Here is a 19,835-nt window from a genome sequence, read left to right as displayed (position 1 = left end):
GGATGCTGCACTGCAGCAAATCAAGACTTTTTTCTGCGCCGCAGAAAAAACCGCATTTGCAGATACATAGGTGTCTGGTCAGACAGGGAGTGCGGCCTTGACGTAAGTACCCGGCGCAGGACAGAGGCTCGGGTGAGTCGCATCGCCCGGTTCGCGCGCCGCGATCATGGGACCGGAGCGGGGTGCGAGCCAGCTCTCCCAGCGCGGCCACCAGGAGCCTGGCGTGAAGCTGGCGCCGGCCATCCATTCCTCTGCCGAGGGGGGCAGATCCGGGTTCACGTAATGGCCGTACTTCTTCTTTGACGGCGGGTTCACGATGCCGGCGATATGGCCCGATTGGGACACGATGAACGTGCGGTCGGTCGCGCCGGTCTGCATGAAGCCGCGATAGGCGCTGCGCCAGGCCGCGATATGGTCGGTCTCGCAGGTGATAGAACAGATCGGCAAGGTCACGTCGCTGACGTGCAGCCGTTCGCCGAGCAGTTCGATACCCTCGGTCACGAAGGCGTTTTGCTGGCAGAGCTTGCGCAGGTATTGCATCGCCATCTTTGCCGGCAGATTGGTGCCATCGCCGTTCCAGAACAGCAGGTCGAAGGCCGGAGGCGTCTCACCCATCATGTAGGAGCGGATCGCCGGGCGATACACGAGGTCGTTTGCGCGCAGGAAGGAGAAGGTGCGCGCCATGATATGGCTGCGCATCATGCCGGCGGCGGCGACCTCTGCCTCGATACCGTCGACGAAATCGTTCTGCAGGAAGGGGGTGAAATCGCCCTGGTCGGAAAAGTCGGTGAGGGTGGTAAAGAAGGTGGCGGATTTAACCGATGCATCGCCGCGATGCTTGAGCAGGGAGAGCACCAGGTTGAGCGTCGTGCCCCCGATGCAGTAGCCGACGGCATTGACCTGGTCCTGTTCGGTGATCTGCTTCACCTGGTCGATGGCGGCGAGGTAGCCGTCTTCGATGTAGTCCTCGAGGCCCACGTCGCGATAGCTGGCATCAGGGTTCACCCAGGAGACGACAAAGAGCGTGTAGCCCTGATCGACGATCCAGCGGATCAGCGAGTTCTTCTCCTTGAGATCAAGGATGTAGAACTTGTTGATCCAGGGCGGGAAGAGGATGAGCGGCGTGGCGTGCACCTGCTCGGTGCTGGGTGCATACTGGATCAGTTCCAGCATGCGGTTGCGATAGACAACCTCTCCGGGGGCGGTGGCAACATTGCCGCCGATGTCGAATTCGCTGTCGTCGGCCAGGCGCACCAGCATCTCGCCGTTGTTGCGCTCGAGGTCGGCCACGAGGTTTTCCAGCCCCTTGACGAGGCTTTCGCCCTCGGTCTCGATCGCGCGCTCAAGCGCATCCGGGTTGGTGGCGAGAAAGTTCGTGGGCGCCATCATGTCTATGATCTGGCTGGCGAAATATTTCAGCCGGGTCTTCTCGACGCTGTCCATGTCCTCAGCATCGTCTACCGCGCGGGTGATGGCCTCGGCATTCAGCTGGTACTGCTGCTTGATGTAGTTGAAGTAGGGATGCGTCTTCCACAGCGGATTGTTGAAGCGCGGGTCTGCCGGGCCGTTGTCCAGGGGCGCCTGGAGCTTGCCTGTGGCGAGCGCCTGCTGCGCTTCTAGGAAATGCTTAACTGATTTGCCCCAATATTCGAGCTGATGCTCGAAGATTCGCGCGGGATTTTGCATCATCTCGGCCCAGTAGGCGCCGGCGGCCTTGCTGAAAAGCGCGGGATCGGGGCCATTAAGTGCCGGATTGCTACTGCCTTTTTGCTGTATTGCAGCGAGAAGTCGCTGCGTGAGCTCCTCAACCCTGGCGAGATTTTCGCTAAGTTTATCCAGATGTTCGCCGGAAGTCGTAAGCTCCTCAGAGGTCTCTTGTGTTGTCATGTAAACGATTCCCCCCTATTTTCTGCTTTGCAGCATTTTGCGATGCTGGGCCGCGGAAACTTCATCCGGCCCGCGCCCGCAGAGCAGATTGCACCCTAACCGCCGGGTTTGCCCCGCAAAAAGGAGACACCTATGCGCTTTCTGGCAAGCTACGATCTTATGGAGACGATACGCAATACCCAGCAATGGATGGGATCGTCCGCGCTGAGCTTTGCGTCCTACCCTGCCTTCGCCCTGACGCCCAACCCGATGCTGACCATGATGGCGGCCTGGGGCGAGGTGACCGAGCGTGCCTACAAGAGAATGGTCGCCAAGCCTGACTGGGGCATTCATTCCGTGGCCTGCGAAGATGGCCGGGATCACCTGGTTTCCGTCGAGAAAGTCATCGAACGCCCCTTCGGTGACCTGATCCACTTTAACGTGCAGGATCGGGAAGAGCGCAAGCGCAAGATTCTCCTCGTGGCGCCCATGTCAGGCCATTACGCGACCCTCCTGCGGTCGACCGTGGTTTCACTTCTGCCCGACGCCGAGGTTTATATCACCGACTGGCACAATGCCCGCGACATTCCGGTGAGCGAGGGCAAGTTCGATATCGAGGACTACACGCTCTACTGCGTCGATTTCATGAAGGAGCTCGGCCCCGACACGAACGTGATCGCGGTTTGCCAGCCGGCGCCCCTGGTGCTGGTGGCCACGGCCTACCTGGCCGAGATCTTCCCGGAGAGCCAGCCGCGGACCATGACGCTGATCGGCGGCCCGATCGACCCCGACGCAACCCCGACCGAAGTGACCGATTTCGGCAACCGCGTGTCGATGGGGCAGCTGGAAGAGATGATGATCCAGCGCGTTGGCACCAAGTACAAGGGCATCGGCCGCCGGGTCTATCCCGGCCTGTTGCAGCTCAGCTCCTTCATTTCGATGAACATGGATCGGCACGCAAAGGCCTTCTCCGACCAGATCCTGCGGGTGTCGCGCGGCGAGGCCTCGGATCACGATCCGCACAACCGCTTCTATGATGAATATCTGGCAGTCATGGACATGACGGCCGAATTCTACCTGTCGACGGTGGAGCGGATCTTCAAGGACTCCGAGGTGGCCAAGAACTGCTTCACCATCAACGGACACCAGGTGGATATCGGCAAGATCACCACCGTGGCCGTCAAGACGGTGGAAGGCGAGAAGGACGACATCTCGGCCCCCGGCCAGTGCATCGCGGCCCTGGACCTCTGTACCGGCCTGCCGGACAGCAAGAAGGCCAGCCACGTGGAGCCGGGCGCGGGCCATTACGGCATCTTCGCCGGCTCGTCCTGGCGCAACAACATCCGGCCGCTGGTTCTGGAGTTCATCGACCAGAACGCCGGCGACGCGGCGAAGCCCTCGCTTTCGGCGGTGAATTCCTGAGCCGCATCAGGCCTTTGAAGTGATGAAAGCGCCCGCCTGACCGGCGGGCGTTTTGCTGTCGGGCCCTCAGATCAGCAGCGAGGCGGCGCCTTCGTGCCGCAGCAGGGCAACCTTGGTCTCGATCCCGCCCTCGCCGGAAAAACCACCCAGCCCATTGGCCGCAAGCACCCGGTGACAGGGGATGATCACCGGCAGGGGATTGCCGCCGCAAGCCTGCCCGATGGCCTGCGCGGGCTGCGAAAGCTCACGGGCGATGTCGCCATAAGTCACTGTTTCACCGAAGGGAATGCGCTGCATCCGGGCACAGACCGCCTGTTGCAGCGTCGAGCCGTCGACCTGCAGCGGCAGGTCGAAGCGCGTCAGGTCGCCGGCGAAATAGGCCCGGAGCTGGCGCGCGGCCTCCTGCAGCAGGGGCGTGGCCTCGCCATCGGCAGGCAAGTCGGTGCGCCAGCTGAGACGGCTGAGCGCCCCCGCGGTTTCGACGAGCAGCAGAGGACCGGTGAAACTGTCGATGCGAATAGAGGGCATGTTAACCTTTCGATGGCACGAAATGGGCCTCTGAGGGGCGCGTCGGTATCACGTCGGTATTACGTCGGTATCGCGTCGGTGTCAGGACTTAGCTGACCCGGAAACCCGCGGATTAACGATGCGTGCGCTCTGCAGTGCAGCATGAGGGTGAATCTTAACAGCTGGGCCATTCCAGGTGCCGGCGGAGCCGGGCGACATGCCCGGACAGGGCACGAGGCGAAAGACACGGCAAGAAACGCGCCGGCGCAGGCCGGCGAAAAGGTGGCATGGAACTTCTGAAGCTGGGCGGTGCGGGCTGCGCCGTCGGCTCCATCCTGAAATGATCGGGCGACGGGCCGGGGGAGAAACTCTCCGGGCCCCCTGCGGCGATTGACCTGTGGGGGGCGTTCGAATGGCCCCGCACGGGCCCCGGCCCCATGGCCCGGGATGGAAACCTGCATGGTATTAAAGACGGCGTTAAGATTTCCGGGCAAAGCTGGAACATAACGTCAACATACCGGGTAGGAGCAAGCGAGATGATGGAGATCCACCCCTCCGGACGTGCCCTGTTCCCGACTGATGTCCGGAACGTTCCGGCGAGCGGCGACCAGGACACGCGACCAACACAGACCGTCAGCGCGGAGATGCCTCCGGTGCTGGCCCCCGAGCAGAGCGAAAAGGTGGACATGCAGCCCCTGCCTCTGCCGGAACGCCAGGTGACCTCGGCGGTGGCCGATGGTGCGGACGATGTATCGGAGGCCGTCGTGGCCGGCGAAGCCGCAGTGATCGCATTGCCGAACGACGGCAAGCGTGCGCCTGCGGGTCTGGATCCCCGAACCCTGTTTCAGGGGCTGGTGGCGGAAGCCGCGCGCACGGGCGGGGCCGCCCCCTCGGGCAAGGATCTTCAGATCTACATGCTGGTGCAGCAGCTCTCGACGCTGCTTGCAAGCGTCGACCTGGAACCGGCCTGACCCCGGTCTGCCGCTCCTGAGACCAGGCAGCACAGGATACGCCCCGCACCTGACGGTGACGGGGCGGTTTTGCGTGGGCCGGGAGAGCCGGAGAGGGGGGGCCATGCGGGAGCCCAGTGCGGGGGGCAATGTGATGGGGCTGTGCAGCGCAGGTGAAATTGCCTAGCAGGGGGTATGACAGAGAGATATCCCGACCGCCCCGATCCAGAGCTGGAAGCGCTTCTGATGCGCGCCTGGAAGGACGCTGCCGACCCTGCCCATGACATTGCCCACATTCGCCGGGTCTGGGCCAATGCGGTGCAGATCGCGCGCGGCGAGGGGGGGCGGGCCGACAGCGCGGTGCTGATGGCGGCGGTGGTGTTCCATGACCTTGTGAACCTGCCCAAGGACGCGCCCGACCGGGCCGGGGCCTCGCGGCAGTCGGCCGCGGCGGCGGCTGGGATCCTGCGCGCAGGCGGCATGGCAGAGGCGCCGATCCGCGCGGTCTGCCATGCGATCGAGGCGCATTCCTTTTCCGCGGGCATCGCGCCCGAGACCGAAGAAGCGAGAATCCTGCAGGACGCAGACCGGCTCGATGCCCTGGGGGCCATCGGCCTGGCGCGCACGATGATGGTGGCGGGGCAGCTGGGCCGCCCGCTCTATGATCCCGAAGATCCGGGCGCGGCGCAACGCCCGGTGGACGACAGGCAATGGGCGCTGGACCATTTCCCGGCCAAGCTGCTGACCCTGGGCGAAGGCATGCAGACGGCAACGGGCCGTGCAATGGCGGAGGTGCGCACGGCCTACCTTGCGGCGTTTCGCGACCGGCTTCTGATGGAAATCGGCGCCTGAGCAGCGCCCGGACCGGGAAAAGGAAAAGGCCCCGCCGAAGCGGGGCCCTTGTTCGTTTGCGGAGACGCCCTCAGTGCCGGTGGAAGGGATCCTGCTTCTCGGCATGGCTGAGGGCGGTGTTGCAGCGCTCGCAGACGTGGGGGAAGCTGTGGGTGCCCACGTCGGGCAGGATCTTCCAGCAGCGTTCGCATTTCTCGCCCTCGGCCGGGGCAAAGACCGCGCCCACGTTCGGCATCTCGGGGATGGTGAAGGCCCCCTCGGGCGGCGGCGCCACGCGCACCTCGATATGCGAGGTGATGCAGAGGTCGGCAAACCGCTGGCTGGTGACCGATTCCGCGTATTGGGCGTATTCCTCGGGCACGTAGACGATCGGCGCGGCCTCGAGGGAGGAGCCGATGGTCTTGTTGCGGCGCTCGATCTCCAGGCAGCCGGTGACGACGCGGCGCAGGCGCAGGGTGAGCTGGAACCGCTCGCGCAGTTCCGGGCGCAGCCATTTGGCGTGGAACGGCGGGAAATCCTGCAGGTGCACCGAGCTTTCCTCGCCGGGGAAGCGGTGCTGCCAGACGTCTTCCATTGTGAAGGGCAGGATCGGCGCCAGCCAGGTGACCAGCCGGTGGAACAGGATGTCGAGCACCGTGCGCGTGGAACGGCGGCGCGCGCCGTCGATCGGATCGCAGTAGAGCACGTCCTTGCGGGCGTCGAAATACTGTGCCGAGAGGGCGACGGTGGCGAAGTTGAACACCTTGGTGAAGACGCCCTGGAAGTCGAAGGCGGCATAGCCGGCGCGGACCTCCTGGTCGAGCTGGGCGACCATGTCGAGCATCATCTGCTCGATCTCGGTCATGTCCTCGTACTCGATCCGCTCTTCGTCGGTGAACCCGGCGAGGTTGCCGAGGATGAAGCGCAGGGTGTTGCGCAGGCGGCGATAGCTGTCGGCGGTACCCTTCAGGATCTCCGGGCCGATCCGCTGGTCGGCGGTGTAATCGGCCTGGGCCACCCAGAGGCGCAGGATATCGGCGCCATACTGCTTGATCACCTCTTCCGGCACGATGGTATTGCCGAGCGACTTGGACATCTTGTTGCCCTTCTCGTCCAGCGTGAAGCCATGGGTGACCACGTTGCGATAGGGCGCGCGGCCGAGCGTGCCGCAGGCCTGCAGGAGGGAGGAGTGGAACCAGCCGCGGTGCTGGTCGGTGCCCTCCATGTAGACATCGGCGATGCCGTCCTCGGTGCCGTCCTCGCGGTCGCGCAGCACGAAGGCATGGGTCGAGCCGGAGTCGAACCAGACGTCGAGCACGTCGAAGACCTGATCATACTCCTCCGGGTTCACGGAGCCCGCCAGGAAGCGTTCCTTGGCGCCCTCGGCGTACCAGCAATCGGCGCCCTCGGTCTCGAAGGCCGCGGCGATGCGGGCGTTGACCTCTGGATCACGCAGCAGGAAGTCGGCGTCCGTCGGCAGGGCGCCCTTGCGGGTGAAGCAGGTGAGCGGCACGCCCCAGGCACGCTGACGCGAGAGCACCCAGTCGGGGCGGGTCTCGATCATCGAGTAGAGACGGTTGCGGCCCGATTGCGGGGTGAACTTGACCAGCTCGTTGATCGAGTTGAGCGCACGGGCGCGGATCGTCTTGCCGTAGGTGTTGTTGCCGCCCACCTCGCGGTCGATCGCGGCGAACCACTGCGGCGTGTTGCGGAAGATCACCGGCGCCTTGGAACGCCAGGAGTGCGGGTAGGAGTGCTTGACCCGGCCGCGGGCGATGATCGAGCCGGTCTCGACCAGCTTGGCGATGACCTCCTTGTTGGCCTTGCCGGGCTTGCCCTTGTGATCGAAGACGCGGAGGCCGGCGAAGAAGGGGACATGGGGCAGGAACTCGGAGTCCTCGCCGACGTTATGGGTCATCCGGTCGAGCCAGTTGCGCTTGACGAAGACCTCGTAGTCGTCGGCGCCGTGGCTGGGCGCGGTATGCACGAAGCCGGTGCCGGCATCATCGGTGACGTGATCGCCATCGACCATCGGCACCTCGTAGTCCCAGTAGCCCTCGGCCCAGTCGGCGCCGTTGAACGGGTGCTTGAGGATCGCGCCCTCGAACTCGGCGGTGGCCACGTCGCGGACGCGGGTCCACTGGCCGGCCTCGAGGCGCGCCTTGGCAAAGGTGTCCTCGGCCAGGGTATCGGCCAGCACGTAGGTATCGCCCACCGACATCCAGCATTCCGCGGGCGTGCCCGTCACCTCGTAGAGGCCGTAGGAAATGCCCGGGTTGTAGGCCACGGCCTTGTTCGAGGGGATGGTCCAGGGGGTGGTGGTCCAGATGACGACGCGGGCGGCGGTCAGATCCTCGGCTCCGGCGGCGGCGCTGGCGAAGGAGAAGGGCACCCAGATCGTGTCGGACTGGTGCTCGTGGTACTCGATCTCGGCCTCGGCGAGGGCGGTCTTTTCCACCGGGCTCCACATCACGGGCTTGGAGCCCTGGTAGAGTGCGCCGTTCATGAGGAACTTCATGAATTCCTCGGCGATCACGCGTTCTGCGTGGAAATCCATCGTCAGGTAGGGATCGTCCCAGTTGCCGGTGATGCCAAGGCGCTTGAATTCCTCGCGCTGGATGTCGACCCAGCCCTCGGCAAAGCGGCGGCATTCCTGGCGGAAGTCGACGACCGGCACGTCATCCTTGTTCAGGCCCTTGGCGCGGTACTGTTCCTCGATCTTCCACTCGATCGGCAGGCCGTGACAGTCCCAGCCGGGCACGTAGCGGGCATCGAAGCCCATCATCTGGTGCGAGCGCACGATCATGTCCTTGATCGTCTTGTTCAGCGCGTGCCCGATGTGCAGGTGACCGTTGGCATAGGGAGGGCCGTCATGCAGGGTGAAGGGCTTGCGTTCCGCATCGGTGCCCTTCACCGCCGTGGCCTTGTCGCGCAGGCGGTCGTAGACGCCGATCTTGGCCCAGTGCTCCAGCCAGCCGGGTTCGCGTTTCGGCAGGCCCGCGCGCATGGGGAAATCGGTTTCGGGCAGTTGCAGGGTATCTTTGTAGTCAGGCGTGTCGGCGCACATCTTTCGTGGTCCGTTCTCTGGTCGTGATGTCAGGAAAAGGAAGGGCGGCGCGGAGGTTCATACGCCTTGTCCCGGCGGCTCGTGCTCAGAGCGCCGGGCAAATAATTCGAATGATGATTGCGTAGGCCCGTGTCATCATGGGCGCGCTTATACGCCGGAGGTCGCGCATCGTCCAGTGGGTCGAACCGGTGCCTTGCACCGGTGCCTCCGGCGGGGATATTTCCGGCCAGATGAAAGAGCCGGCGGGGCCTGAGGGGCGGGCGACGGCTCCCTGTCATCTGGCGAGAAATATCCCCGCCGGAGGCGTTGGGCCGGAGACGTCCATGCCAGCTTCGGGCCTATGTCTCCTTGCCGTCATCCTTGCCGAAGAGGCCCGTGAGCGAGGTCTGGATGATCGAGGTGACCCGGGGGCGCTTGCCTTTCGAGAAGGGCATCGGGCGGCAAACCTCCATGGCGGCGACGCCGACGCGGGCGGTCAGCGCCCCGTTGACCACCCCTTCGCCGAAGCGACGGGAGAGGCGGGCGAGGAGCGTGCCACCCAGCACCGAGCCCACGAGGTCGTCGCCCACGGCCACGGCACCGGTGGCGACAAGATGGGTCATCACAGCCCGCAGCAGCCGCCAGGAGCCGAGGGTGCCGGAGCGGCCACCGTAGACCTCGGCGATGCGGCGGATCATGCGGACGTTGGAGGAGAGCGCGGCGGCGACATCGGCAAAGGCCAGCGGCACCAGCGCGGTGACGGTGGCGACCTGCCGCGAGGCGGCCTCGACCTCACGCCGGGCGGCGGCATCGAGGGGCGTCAGCAGCTCCTGTTCCGTAAGGGCGAGCAGGGAGGTGGCATCGAGCTGTTCGTCGCGGCGCTCGGCAAAGCGGTCGAGGTTCCATTTCAGGTCATGGCGGTGTGCGTAGAGCGTGGTCAGGCTCTTCGAGAAGTCGCGTGCCTTTGCCAGATCGTCGAGCGCGATGGCTTCCTCGGCCTTTGCATGGAGCTTGTCCATGCGGGCGAGGCGGGCAAAGGCCGTGGCCTCTCGGATGACGATGGCGAGGACCACCAGCAGGAAGGCGACGATGAGCAGGGCCACCGTGTAGCCGAGCCAGGGGGTGGAGAGTACCAGGGCGGTGACGTAGTTCCAGGCGGCGGTGGAGATCACTACGCCCAGCAGGAGTACGAGCAGCGACCAGAACCAGCGTCCGAGGCGGGAGCCGCGCCGCGCCGCCAGCGTCGCCGCAGTCTGCATCGCGCTGCCCTGCGGGCCGCCGGGGATGCCGGGTTCGGGCACCGGGGGGGCGCTGTCGGGGCCGGGGGCGCCAGCGTCGTCTGCATATTCGATGATCACCGGGCGCGGGGGCCGGGGGGGCTGTTCGTCGCTCATGCGGCGCTCTCCTCTTTCCGGGAGGTCTGCCAGACCATCAGCACCTCTGGCAGGGATTCGTCGTTGCCGGAGCCGTCACCGTACCCCGCGGTGACGAAACCGCAGGCGGCGTAGAAGCGGCGCGCGGTGTTGCTCTCGACCGGGGTCCAGAGGGCGAGGAAGGGCGAGGCGGCCTTCGCCTCTGCGATCAGGGCCTGGCCGAAGCCGAGGCGGCGGGCACGGGGATGGACGTAGAGGGCATGCACCAGGCCACCCTCGCGGGCGATGAAGGCCACGGGGCCCTCGGCGTCGCGGATCAGGCGGACGGAGCGGCGCAGGATGAGGCGCGCGAGAAGGGCGAGATCCTGCCCTCGGCCACGTTTCTGCGGCATCCATTCGGTGGCGCGGGTGAAGCTCCAGAGCACGGCGGCGACGCCGAAGATATCGGCGAGGCGGGCCTGTTCGATCAGGGGCGTGCCGGTCAAAGCTTGTCTCCGATCAGGAATTGCGCGGCCTTGTCGAGGCGGATGTGGGGCGGGCCCTCGCCGGGTTTCAGCGAGATATGGGCGGGGGCGAAGGTCATCACCGAGTAGTCGCCGTCGAGCCAGCTGTCGCCGGCGAGATGGCCGCGGGTGATGCGCGAGGGATCCTCGGGAAGTTCGCCGGGATACATGGCGGCCTGGCGTCCGCTGTCGAGCAACGTGCCGCGCACCGCGTCGAGCATCACGCCGTCGTGGCGGACCTGGGCCTCGACCGTGGTACGCAGCGAGGCGATGGACATGGCGGCGGTCTTGGCGCCGGCGAAATCGGCGCGGGAGGCGGCCCCCTCGACCAGCGCCTGCATGATGGCGGTCAGGCGGGCGTGCTGGGAATGGTGCAGGTGGTCGGCCTTGGTGGCGGCGAAGAGGATGCGCTCGACCCGGCGGCCGAGAAGCAGCCGCGAGAGCCAGGCGTTGCGGCCCGGGCGGAAGGCCTGGAGGATCCCGTCGAGGCCGCGGTTCAGGTCATTGACAGCGGCGGGGCCGGAGTGGATGGCGGTGAGCGCGTCGACCAGCACCACCTGCCGGTCGATCCGGGAAAAATGGTTCTGGAAGAAGGGTTTGACCACGCGCGCCTTGTAGGCCTCAAAGCGGCGTTCCATCTCGCGCCAGAGGCCGCGACGGGGCGCGCGCTCCTCGGGTGGCAGCGGGGCGAAGGTGAGCACCGGCGAGCCCTCGAGATCCCCCGGCAGAAGGAAGCGGCCGGGGGTGACATCGGACATTCCGTGCAGGCGCGCCTGCGAGAGATAGGCGGTATAGGCGCGGGCGAGGGCCTGCGCCTCGGGCTCCTGCCAGCTGTCCTTGCCACCTGCGGCGCGGGCGGACTCGAGGAAGGACTGCGCATAGTCGCGGCGCTCCATCCGGGCGAGCACGTCGGCGGACCACTGGGCATAGGATTTCTCCATCAGACCGAGGTCCATCAGCCATTCGCCGGGGTAATCGACGATGTCGAGGTGCACGGTGCGGGGGCCGGACACGCCGCCGAGCAGCCCGGCCGGGCGGACCCGGAACGACAGCCGCAGTTCGGAGATCGAGCGGGTGCTCTCGGGCCAATGGGGCATCGGGCCGGTGAGGGCGGCAAGGTGGCTCTCGTAGTCGAAGCGCGGCAGGGTGTCGTCGGGCTGTGGCTGCAGGTAGGCGGCGAGGATCCGGCCATCGGCATTGGCGACGAGCTGGGGCATGCGCGCGCGGTTCAGCAGGTTCGCGACGAGCGAGGTGATGAACACGGTCTTGCCGGCACGGGCCATCCCGGTGACACCCAGCCGCACGACCGGTTCGAAGAAGGTTTCGGAGACGCTGTCGCCGAGGCTTTCGATCTGTCGGGTCACGCCATCGGCAAGCGATGTGATGCCCGAGGATATCCCCGAAGTGATCCGTGGTGCCAAACTGCTGTCCTGCCTCCTTGGTGCTTGCCTTCCTAGATAGATGGCGGGCGGCGTTTTTCCAAGGTGCGGCGGGATTTGCCGCTGCGCCTTGGCGCGGGGGCGGGGCAGGGTATTGCCGCGCGCGGGCCTTTTGCGTAAGGGCAGGACATGCCCAGATATGCCCTGAAAGTCGAATACCACGGTGCCCCCTTTGCCGGCTGGCAGAGGCAGGCCGACCAGCCCTCTGTGCAGGGGGCGATCGAGGCCGCGCTGGCGCGGCTGGAAAAGCGCGAGCATACGATTGCCGCGGCGGGGCGAACGGATGCGGGGGTGCATGCCCTTGGCCAGGTGGCCCATTGCGACATGGAGAAGGACTGGGATCCGTTCCGCCTGAGCGAGGCGCTGAACTTTCATCTGAAACCGCAGCCGGTGGCCATCGTGGCGGCGGCCGAGGTGGCCGGTGACTGGCACGCGCGGTTCTCGGCGCTGGAGCGGCGGTATTTCTTTCGTCTGCTGGTCCGACGGGCGCCTGCGACCCATGCGGCAGGGCTGGTCTGGCAGGTGAAGAACCCGCTCGAGATTGACGCCATGCGTGAAGGCGCGGCGCATCTGATCGGCAAGCATGATTTCACCACCTTCCGCAGCTCGATCTGCCAGGCGGCGAGCCCGGTGAAGACGCTGGACGAGATCACCATCGAGGAGGTGGAGACGCCGGGCGGCACCGAGTTCCACTTCCGCCTGCGGGCGCGCAGCTTTCTGCACAATCAGGTGCGCTCCATCGTCGGCACGCTGGAACGGGTGGGGGCGGGCGCCTGGGCGCCGGAGAAGGTGCGAGAGGCGCTGGAGGCCGCCGACCGTGCGGCCTGCGGGCCTGTCTGCCCGCCGGAGGGGCTCTACCTTGCCGGGGTGCAATATCCCGAAGAGGTCTTTGCCTGAAGGCGGCGCCTGACGGAGCCCCCGGGCCGTGATTTCATGCGGCGCCATATGGGCGGCGCTCATGGTGGGGCGGGACCGGTCGCGGCGACGGTGAGCGGAAAATGGGCGTGGCCGAGAGGATTGGGCGCCTGCCCGGCGGGTGGAATTGACACTCGGGCCACCATGCCGAAACTGGGCCCGTGACCAGCGCAGCGGAGGGACAGAGCATGTCCGACATCACCGATTTCCCGATCCTCGACCTGGGGGCCTTTGCTTCGGCCGACGAGGAGGGCCGCAAGCGGATCGGTGCGCAGGTGGACCGTACCTGCCGCGAGACCGGGTTCCTGGCCGTGGGCAACCACGGGGTGCCCGAGGCGGTGATCGAGGAGGTCTGGGGAAAGTTACGTAGCTTTTTCGATCTGCCGCTTGAGGAGAAGAAGAAGCTGACGCCGCCGCCGGGTGGACCCTATGGCTACCTTGCCAGCGGCACCGAGGCGCTGGCGAAATCGCGCGGTGAAGAGACGCCGCCCGATCTGAAGGAGAGTTTCAACGGCGGGCCGGGCAGCATTCCCGCCGGAGAGACCGATCCCGATGCACTGGCCTTTTGTTTCGCGCCCACCCCCTGGCCCGAGGCGCCGGAGGGCTTCAAGGAGGCCTGGCAGGCCTACTACCGCGAGATGGAGCATCTTGCCGGGCGGATCATGGAGGTATTCGCGGTGGCGCTGGGCCTGCCGCAGGACCATTTCGCGCCCTATATCGATCAGCCGATTTCCGGCCTTCGGGCCCTGAACTATCCGGCGCAGGAGGCAGCACCGGAAGAGGGGCAGCTGCGGGCCGGGGCGCATACCGATTACGGTTCGCTGACGATCCTGCTGCCGGAGCCGGGCTCCCGCGGGCTAGAGATCCTGACGCCGGAGGAAGAATGGCGGGGCGTGCCGCCGGTGGAGGGTGCCTTTGTCATCAACATCGGCGACCTGATGACGCTCTGGACGGGTGGGCGCTGGGTCTCGACCCTGCACCGGGTGGTGACACCGCCCGACTGGGCCACGAAGCGGCGCATGTCGATGGCCTATTTTCACCAGCCCAACTGGCATGCGGAAGTGAAGCCGGTGGCCGGTGATGGAGACGAGGCCACGATTTCAGGGCCTTACCTGATGGGCAAGTTCGCCGCGGCGAATTCGTAGAGGGAGACATGCGGGGCGTCCCTCCGGTTGGAGAGGCCCCCCGCATGACGTGCCTTCGTGTATTGTACGATTTGAGATGGGTTCGAGAGCGGCGCCGGCGTGTTCGGCGCAGGACAAGAAATTTGTGAAAATCGAATTGGAACCTTGGGGGTTTTTCATGTCGGAGACGGCTGACTGGACGGCTACGCTTGCCGAAGTGCGCCGCGCCTATCGCAGTGTCGCATATTACCAGGATCGCGTGCTGGAGATGATGCGATGCGCGGGCGGGGCCTTTGACGGGCTGAGCTTTGCGAACTGGTGCGCCACGAACCACGACATGCCGCCGACGCGTTCGGTCGATCCGTGTGATCGCTGGACCTGGGATTTCATTCCGCTCTACGCCACAACCGTCGTCTACAATCGGGCCGGTCAGCGGCGCTGGACCATCACGCCGGGGGAGTGGTTCGTCATGGCCATCTGGCGCGCCGACAGCCAGTTCACCCGGGGGGCGGCGCCGCGCGGGGACGGTGGGCCGGATCCGCAGGCCCTGGGCGATGTTGCCGAGGCCGAGAGCCGGTTCGAGCTGATCGCCTATCAATGGCAGGCGGATGGCGAGAAGACCGTCGACTACTGGGATGATTTCTATGGGCCGGAGCCCATGGAAGGCGCCGAACCGGGGCGGCCGATCCAGCGCGAGGATCGCGGCTTTCGCGCGATGACGCAGCGCTGGGCGCTGGACCAGATCGACAGCGAGCAGGCGCTGCAGGACGCGATTTCCGCCTTCAAGGGGCAGATGGCCGAGGCGCTGGGCCTCGACCGGGAGCGCCTGTGAAGGGCGTGCCCGAGGCCGTGCTCAGGTGCCGTAGGCGGGCTCTGCGGCGTCCTGCATGACATCCTCGGCCGCGGCCACCAGCGCATCGGCGATCAGGTCGCATTCGGCCAGGGTCAGCCGTGCGGGCAGGCGACAGTCGCAGGCGCGCATCAGCATGGCGCGGGTGCGGGGCAGCTCCGGCAGGTCCTCGATGAACTGCCAGTTCCAGAAGGCCCGGGCATTGTCGGTTGACATGCCGAAGACCTGCACCTTGATCCCTCGGCGAGCCGCGGCTGCCTGAAACGCCTGGGTTTCCGCGTCGGACAGGCCGGTCAGGTTGAACTGAAGGCTGTCGGGCGCGCGTTCCTCGGGGGGGAGTTTCGCGGGCACGTCGATCCAGGGACTTTGGGCGATCCGGGCTGCGGTGTGATCGTGATTGCGGCGGCCATCGGCGACGCGGCGGGGCACCTCCGGCAGCTGGGCGCGCACGATCGTGGCGGAAAGATTTGAGAGGCGGAGGTTGTAGAGCGGCAGCTGGTTTTGCCAGCGGGCAAGGGCCTGCATCAGGTCGTCGGAATTCTCTCCGATGCGGGCCTTGTGCTTTTTCCACATGTGCTCGTAGGCGCCGGACATGATGATGGCGCGGGCCACCAGCTCGGCGTCGTCGGTGACCAGGATGCCGCCCTCGCCGGAGTTCACCAGCTTGTAGCTCTGGAAGGAGAAACAGCCGATGCGGCCGATGGTGCCGATGTTGCGGCCGCCCCAGGTGGTGCCGAGGGAATGCGCGGCATCCTCGATCACGGGAATGCCGCGGGCGTCGCAGAGCGCCATGATCGCGTCCATGTCGGAAGTATGACCGCGCATATGGCTGATGATCACGGCCTGCACGCCGCGCAGCCGGGCCTCGAAATCGGTCAGGTCGATGCGGTAGTTCTCGCCCACCTCGCAGAGCACGGGGGTGCAATCGGCATGGACCACCGCAGAGGGCACGGCGGCAAAGGTGAACCCGGGTATCAGAACCCGGGCGCCGCGGGGCAGGTCGAGCGCCTTGAGCGAAAGGAAGAGCGCGGCGGAGCAGGAGGAGACGGCGAGGGCATAGCGGCTGCCCATCATCGCCGCGAACTCGGTTTCGAGCAGCGTGACGGGGGCATTCTCGGGAGCGGTGTAGCGGAAGAGGTCGCCCGAGGTCAGGAGGCGTTCGATCTCGGCGCGGGCGGCTTCGGGGATCGGCTCGGCATCATAGACATTGGGGGGAAGGGTCATATGGTCTTCGGCTTTCCTGAAACTTTCTTTCGGGAAAGCTAAACCAAAACCACCCGGTGGCAAAATGAATAGTATGTAACGCGCGCGGATGATCGCCGGGCGGGGGGGCTCAGCCGGTGGTGGCGCGGCGGCGCAGGGCGCCGTTCAGGCGATGCAGGTCGTCGGCGAAACGGGCGCGCTCGCCGGTGTCCCAGCCCTCGAGCAGGGCATCGAGCCGTTCGAGGCGCACCGCCTGCATCTCGGAACAGATGCGCCGGCCCTCCTCGGTGGCCTCGATCAGGGTCGAGCGGCCATCGTCTGGATTGGGCAGGCTGCGGACATAGCCGAGCCTGCGGATGGCGGTGATCTGGCGGGTGACGGTGGAATGATCGAGGCCCAGCCGCTGGGCCAGGTCACCGCTGGCGCGCGGGCCATCCAGCAGTTCCAGCAGCAGCAGGTAATGCGCCCGTTCCATCGGGTGTCCGCGCCGGCGGTAGGTGGAGTCCAGCGTGCGGACAAGCTGTGCGAGCTCGCTCTCGAGGTCCCTGAGGGCAGCAGATGATGCGGAATTGGACATCTGTAATTCCTTGTGAATTTACTTGTACTATACAACTTGATTTCGGAACGGCAAGAGAGTAGGGCCGCAATTGTCCTTGAGAACGCAAGAGATTTCCGAAAGTGAAAGACGATGCCAGAGAATGCTTCTGTGCCGGACGCGGGCGGCGATAATCCCCGTGACCCCAACACGGCCGATAGCGGGGCCGGTGGCGGGATACTCGACCAGCCAACGGCGGTCTGGGCGACGGTCTTTGCCTGTATCGTGGGCTTCATGTCGATCGGTCTCGTCGACCCGATCCTGACCTCGATCGCGGCGGCGCTGGACGCCAGCCCGGCGGATGTGTCGCTGCTCTTTACCTCCTATTTCTTCGTCACCTCGGTGATGATGCTGATCACCGGTTATGTCAGCAGCCGCATGGGGGCCCGCTTCACGCTTTTGCTCGGCGCGGCGTTGATCGTGGTCTTCGCGGCGCTGGCGGGCACGTCCAATTCGGTCGCGGCGCTGGTGGGATTCCGCGCGGGGTGGGGCCTGGGCAATGCCTTCTTCGTGGTGACGGCGCTGTCGGTGCTGGTGGCGGTGGCCCGCGGCGGAACAGGCAAGGCGGTGCTGCTGTACGAGGCGGCGATCGGCCTGGGGCTCTCTTGCGGGCCGCTGATCGGCGCCGCGCTCGGCGCGATGAGCTGGCGCTATCCCTTCTACGGCACGGCAACGCTGATGGGCATCGGCTTTGTCTCGATCGCGATCTTCCTGCCAAAACTGCCGAAGCCGGCACAGAAGGTCTCGCTCAGCGCTCCGATCCGGGCGCTGGGCCATGGCGGATTGTTCACCGTGTCGCTCGCCGGCTTCTTCTACTACTTCGCCTTTTTCACCGTGCTGGCCTTCGCGCCCTTCGTGCTGGGCATGTCGGCCCATGCCGTCGGGCTGATCTTCTTCGGCTGGGGCCTCTGCCTGGCGATTACCTCGGTCTTCGTGGCGCCGCGGGTCGAGGCGCGGTTCGGCCTGCTGCCGGTGATCACGGTTTGCCTCGTCGGCCTGGCGGTTCTGCTGATCGTCATGGGAGTGGCACCGAAGATGGTGCTGGCGCTCTGCGTCGTGCTGAGCGGCGCGGTGATGGGGGTCTGCAACACGCTCTTCACCGAGCTGGCGCTCGAGGTGTCGGATGCGCCGCGGGGCGTTGCTTCGGCCGGATACAACTTTCTGCGCTGGTTTGCGGGCGTCGTGGCGCCCTTTGCCGTGCCGCGCATCGCCGAGAGCTTTGGCGTGATGCCGGCCTTTGCCGTGGCGGCCGTGGCGGCGGTTCTGGCGCCGGTGATCATGTACGCGCGGCGCAGCCACCTGTCGCATGAGGCGCCGGTGGCGGTGCCGGCAGGCCCGGCACCCGTCTGTGCGGCAGTCGACGGGAGCGACAGCGATGCGGTGGTGCTCGACCGGGCCATCGCGCTGGCACGCGGGGCCGGGGCGGCGCCGGTGCTGGCCCTGCACGTGCGGATGCGCGAGGTGTTCGACGACGGCGGGCAACCGCTGGAAAGCCGAGACGAGGCCGAGGCGATCATCGCCAATGCCCGGGCGCGAATCGAGGCGGCGGGCCTGACGGCGCGCGAAGCCGTGATCGAGGCCGGCAGCGGGCTTGCGGCACGTGCTGCAGCGGCGCGGGCCGCCCAGGCCGGGGCCACGCACCTGGTGCTGGGCGGGCGCCACGCGGCGGATGCGGGCGATCGGCTGCACGGCAGCTTTGCCGAGGCCATGGCCGAAGCAGGGGCCGCGATGGAACTGGTCGTGGTGCCGGAAGTTCGGGCTGCCTGAGACCCGAGCCGAAAAAAGAAGAAAGCCCCGTCCTTGCGGCGGGGCCTATTCATTTCGGGGTCAGACGCCGAGCCGGTCGCGCAGGGCGAACCAGGTCATGGCGAGGACCAGCAACGGCGAGCGCAGGGCGCCGCCACCGGGGAACGCCGGGGTGGGCATGCGCGACATCGTGTCGAAACCGGCGGCCTGGCCGGTGATCGCCAGGGCCATGAGCTGACCGGCATGGGTGGCCGTGCCGACGCCGTGGCCGGAATAGCCCGATGCGGACAGTACCGTGGGGCTGAGCCGGGCCAGCAGGGGCGCGCGTTTCATGGTGATGCCGAGCGTGCCTCCCCAGGCGTAGTCGATCTTCACGTCCTTCAGGTGCGGGAAGATCTCGACCATGGGCCTGCGCACCTTGGTGGCGATATCGGCCGGGAAGCGATAGCCATAACTCTCGCCGCCGCCGAAGAGCAGGCGCTTGTCAGGCGAGAGGCGGAAGTAGTTCACCACGAACTTGCTGTCCGCCACGGCAATGTCGCGGGTGAGCACCTTTGACACCTCCTCGCCCAGCGGCTCGGTGGCAGCGACGAAATTGTTGATCGGCATGACCCGGCGGGCGGGCTCGCGGTGCAGCGGCGTGAGATAGCCGTTGCCGGCGAGCAGCACATGCCCGGCCTCGACACTGCCGTTGGCGGTAGTCAGGCGGTTGGGGTTGCCGGGAGTGAGCGAGAGCACCTCGGAATTCTCGTGGATCGTGGCGCCGGCCGCCAGCGCCGCGCGGGCGAGGCCGAGGGCCAGTTTCAGCGGGTGCAGATGCGCCGCGCCATGATCGAGGATGCCGCCGTGGTAGGCGGGCGAGGGGCAGATTGCACGCGAGGCCTCGGCGTCGAGCACCTCGATCCGGTCATAGCCGTAACGGGAGGAGAGCAGCTCTGCATAATCGTGCAGGTGGCTGGCCTCTGCGGGCGAGCAGCCGGTCCAGGCAACGCCGGGCTTCAGCTCGCAGTCGATGTCGTGGGTGGCGGCGAGGGATTTGACGAGATCCTTGGCCTCTTCTCCGAGCTGCCAGAGCTTGCCGGCATCCTCCGGCCCCACCCATTTCTCCAGATCGTCCTGGTAGGGGCGCTGGCCCGAGCCCAACTGACCGCCGTTGCGGCCCGAGGCGCCGAAGCCCACCCGCTGGGCCTCGAGGACCACCACCGACAGCCCCGCCTGCGCGCAATGGAGCGCGGCGGACAGGCCGGTGTAGCCGGCGCCCACGATGGCCACGTCGGCCCGGATTGCGCCCTGCAGCTCAGGCAGCGGATCCATCAGGGGCGCCGTGGCGGCGTACCAGCTCCGGGGATATTCGCCGGGGCGGTCGTTGGAATAGAGCAGCTTCATCGGGGTCCTTTCGGGAACCGCCGCAAGAGCGGCGGTGCCTCCGGCGGCCGTATTTCGGGAAAGATGAAGGGGGCGGCGG

16 protein-coding genes are annotated in these 19,835 nt (G+C 66.4%); 7 read left to right on the top strand and 9 right to left on the bottom strand.

Features of this window, described 5'->3' with window-relative positions:
* Nucleotides 1–78: 78 nt before the first annotated feature.
* Nucleotides 79–1,887, bottom strand: coding sequence for a class I poly(R)-hydroxyalkanoic acid synthase (gene phaC, locus AC0WR5_RS13540; protein ID WP_475863856.1), 1,809 nt, complete (start codon nucleotides 1,885–1,887; stop codon nucleotides 79–81).
* A 132-nt stretch (nucleotides 1,888–2,019) separates the two neighbouring features.
* On the opposite strand from phaC, the gene phaZ reads away from it, so the two are divergent.
* Complete coding sequence (gene phaZ / locus AC0WR5_RS13535; RefSeq protein WP_475863855.1) at nucleotides 2,020–3,288, top strand: polyhydroxyalkanoate depolymerase; 1,269 nt, start codon at nucleotides 2,020–2,022, stop codon at nucleotides 3,286–3,288.
* Between the two features lie 66 nt (nucleotides 3,289–3,354).
* On the opposite strand, the gene AC0WR5_RS13530 is transcribed toward phaZ, so the two are convergent.
* Entirely contained in the window at nucleotides 3,355–3,816 is a 462-nt protein-coding gene (locus AC0WR5_RS13530) for a methylated-DNA--[protein]-cysteine S-methyltransferase (RefSeq protein ID WP_475863853.1), read from the bottom strand.
* 515 nt (nucleotides 3,817–4,331) lie between these two features.
* On the opposite strand from AC0WR5_RS13530, the gene AC0WR5_RS13525 reads away from it, so the two are divergent.
* Together AC0WR5_RS13525 and AC0WR5_RS13520 are read left to right on the top strand one after the other, a co-directional pair.
* The gene (locus tag AC0WR5_RS13525; protein ID WP_475863852.1) at nucleotides 4,332–4,766 is read left to right on the top strand and encodes a hypothetical protein; all 435 of its coding nucleotides are present in this window, start codon (nucleotides 4,332–4,334) and stop codon (nucleotides 4,764–4,766) included.
* A 174-nt stretch (nucleotides 4,767–4,940) separates the two neighbouring features.
* Entirely contained in the window at nucleotides 4,941–5,597 is a 657-nt protein-coding gene (locus AC0WR5_RS13520) for an HD domain-containing protein (protein ID WP_475863851.1), read from the top strand.
* A 70-nt stretch (nucleotides 5,598–5,667) separates the two neighbouring features.
* On the opposite strand, the gene ileS is transcribed toward AC0WR5_RS13520, so the two are convergent.
* The 4 genes from ileS to AC0WR5_RS13500 all read right to left on the bottom strand — a co-directional run bounded on the left by ileS (nucleotide 5,668) and on the right by AC0WR5_RS13500 (nucleotide 11,919).
* Complete coding sequence (gene ileS / locus AC0WR5_RS13515; protein WP_475863849.1) at nucleotides 5,668–8,643, bottom strand: isoleucine--tRNA ligase; 2,976 nt, start codon at nucleotides 8,641–8,643, stop codon at nucleotides 5,668–5,670.
* Between the two features lie 338 nt (nucleotides 8,644–8,981).
* Nucleotides 8,982–10,016: a YcjF family protein gene (locus tag AC0WR5_RS13510; protein WP_475863848.1), complete on the bottom strand. Its 1,035-nt coding sequence runs from the start codon at nucleotides 10,014–10,016 to the stop codon at nucleotides 8,982–8,984.
* Complete coding sequence (locus AC0WR5_RS13505; protein ID WP_475863847.1) at nucleotides 10,013–10,480, bottom strand: GNAT family N-acetyltransferase; 468 nt, start codon at nucleotides 10,478–10,480, stop codon at nucleotides 10,013–10,015. The genes AC0WR5_RS13510 and AC0WR5_RS13505 overlap by 4 nt, the downstream gene beginning before the upstream one ends.
* Complete coding sequence (locus AC0WR5_RS13500; RefSeq protein ID WP_475863845.1) at nucleotides 10,477–11,919, bottom strand: YcjX family GTP-binding protein; 1,443 nt, start codon at nucleotides 11,917–11,919, stop codon at nucleotides 10,477–10,479. The genes AC0WR5_RS13505 and AC0WR5_RS13500 overlap by 4 nt, the downstream gene beginning before the upstream one ends.
* A 147-nt stretch (nucleotides 11,920–12,066) precedes the next feature.
* Between AC0WR5_RS13500 and truA the strand changes: the two genes are divergently transcribed.
* From truA to AC0WR5_RS13485, 3 genes are all read left to right on the top strand, one after another.
* Nucleotides 12,067–12,834: a tRNA pseudouridine(38-40) synthase TruA gene (gene truA / locus AC0WR5_RS13495; protein WP_475863843.1), complete on the top strand. Its 768-nt coding sequence runs from the start codon at nucleotides 12,067–12,069 to the stop codon at nucleotides 12,832–12,834.
* Nucleotides 12,835–13,040: 206 nt separating this feature from the next.
* Nucleotides 13,041–13,997 (top strand): isopenicillin N synthase family dioxygenase, encoded by a 957-nt coding sequence (locus tag AC0WR5_RS13490; protein WP_475863842.1) that lies wholly within the window; start codon nucleotides 13,041–13,043, stop codon nucleotides 13,995–13,997.
* A 157-nt stretch (nucleotides 13,998–14,154) separates the two neighbouring features.
* Nucleotides 14,155–14,808 carry a hypothetical protein gene (locus AC0WR5_RS13485; RefSeq protein WP_475863841.1) on the top strand — a complete coding sequence of 218 codons (654 nt, stop codon included), beginning with the start codon at nucleotides 14,155–14,157 and terminating at the stop codon, nucleotides 14,806–14,808.
* 21 nt (nucleotides 14,809–14,829) lie between these two features.
* On the opposite strand, the gene AC0WR5_RS13480 is transcribed toward AC0WR5_RS13485, so the two are convergent.
* Nucleotides 14,830–16,050, bottom strand: coding sequence for a DegT/DnrJ/EryC1/StrS family aminotransferase (locus tag AC0WR5_RS13480; RefSeq protein ID WP_475863839.1), 1,221 nt, complete (start codon nucleotides 16,048–16,050; stop codon nucleotides 14,830–14,832).
* Nucleotides 16,051–16,159: 109 nt separating this feature from the next.
* The gene (locus AC0WR5_RS13475) at nucleotides 16,160–16,606 is read right to left on the bottom strand and encodes a MarR family winged helix-turn-helix transcriptional regulator (protein ID WP_475863838.1); all 447 of its coding nucleotides are present in this window, start codon (nucleotides 16,604–16,606) and stop codon (nucleotides 16,160–16,162) included.
* 111 nt (nucleotides 16,607–16,717) lie between these two features.
* On the opposite strand from AC0WR5_RS13475, the gene AC0WR5_RS13470 reads away from it, so the two are divergent.
* Nucleotides 16,718–18,391: an MFS transporter gene (locus AC0WR5_RS13470; protein ID WP_475863837.1), complete on the top strand. Its 1,674-nt coding sequence runs from the start codon at nucleotides 16,718–16,720 to the stop codon at nucleotides 18,389–18,391.
* 60 nt (nucleotides 18,392–18,451) lie between these two features.
* Here AC0WR5_RS13470 and AC0WR5_RS13465 read toward each other — a convergent pair whose 3' ends face one another.
* Nucleotides 18,452–19,756 (bottom strand): NAD(P)/FAD-dependent oxidoreductase, encoded by a 1,305-nt coding sequence (locus tag AC0WR5_RS13465; protein WP_475863836.1) that lies wholly within the window; start codon nucleotides 19,754–19,756, stop codon nucleotides 18,452–18,454.
* Nucleotides 19,757–19,835: the final 79 nt, after the last annotated feature.

Source organism: Pseudooceanicola sp. DL12 (genome assembly GCF_056270665.1).
This window is presented reverse-complemented; position numbering and strand designations above follow the sequence as displayed.

Bases quoted from the DNA above. Each gene is read 5' to 3' on its own strand.
- phaC (WP_475863856.1), bottom strand. From the start codon at position 1,887: ATGACAACACAAGAGACCTCTGAGGAGCTTACGACTTCCGGCGAACAT.
- ileS (WP_475863849.1), bottom strand. From the start codon at position 8,643: ATGTGCGCCGACACGCCTGACTACAAAGATACCCTGCAACTGCCCGAA.
- AC0WR5_RS13510 (WP_475863848.1), bottom strand. From the start codon at position 10,016: ATGAGCGACGAACAGCCCCCCCGGCCCCCGCGCCCGGTGATCATCGAA.
- AC0WR5_RS13470 (WP_475863837.1), top strand. From the start codon at position 16,718: ATGCCAGAGAATGCTTCTGTGCCGGACGCGGGCGGCGATAATCCCCGT.
- AC0WR5_RS13490 (WP_475863842.1), top strand. From the start codon at position 13,041: ATGTCCGACATCACCGATTTCCCGATCCTCGACCTGGGGGCCTTTGCT.
- AC0WR5_RS13475 (WP_475863838.1), bottom strand. From the start codon at position 16,606: ATGTCCAATTCCGCATCATCTGCTGCCCTCAGGGACCTCGAGAGCGAG.
- AC0WR5_RS13480 (WP_475863839.1), bottom strand. From the start codon at position 16,050: ATGACCCTTCCCCCCAATGTCTATGATGCCGAGCCGATCCCCGAAGCC.
- AC0WR5_RS13520 (WP_475863851.1), top strand. From the start codon at position 4,941: ATGACAGAGAGATATCCCGACCGCCCCGATCCAGAGCTGGAAGCGCTT.
- AC0WR5_RS13465 (WP_475863836.1), bottom strand. From the start codon at position 19,756: ATGAAGCTGCTCTATTCCAACGACCGCCCCGGCGAATATCCCCGGAGC.
- AC0WR5_RS13525 (WP_475863852.1), top strand. From the start codon at position 4,332: ATGATGGAGATCCACCCCTCCGGACGTGCCCTGTTCCCGACTGATGTC.
- AC0WR5_RS13530 (WP_475863853.1), bottom strand. From the start codon at position 3,816: ATGCCCTCTATTCGCATCGACAGTTTCACCGGTCCTCTGCTGCTCGTC.
- AC0WR5_RS13485 (WP_475863841.1), top strand. From the start codon at position 14,155: ATGTCGGAGACGGCTGACTGGACGGCTACGCTTGCCGAAGTGCGCCGC.
- phaZ (WP_475863855.1), top strand. From the start codon at position 2,020: ATGCGCTTTCTGGCAAGCTACGATCTTATGGAGACGATACGCAATACC.
- truA (WP_475863843.1), top strand. From the start codon at position 12,067: ATGCCCAGATATGCCCTGAAAGTCGAATACCACGGTGCCCCCTTTGCC.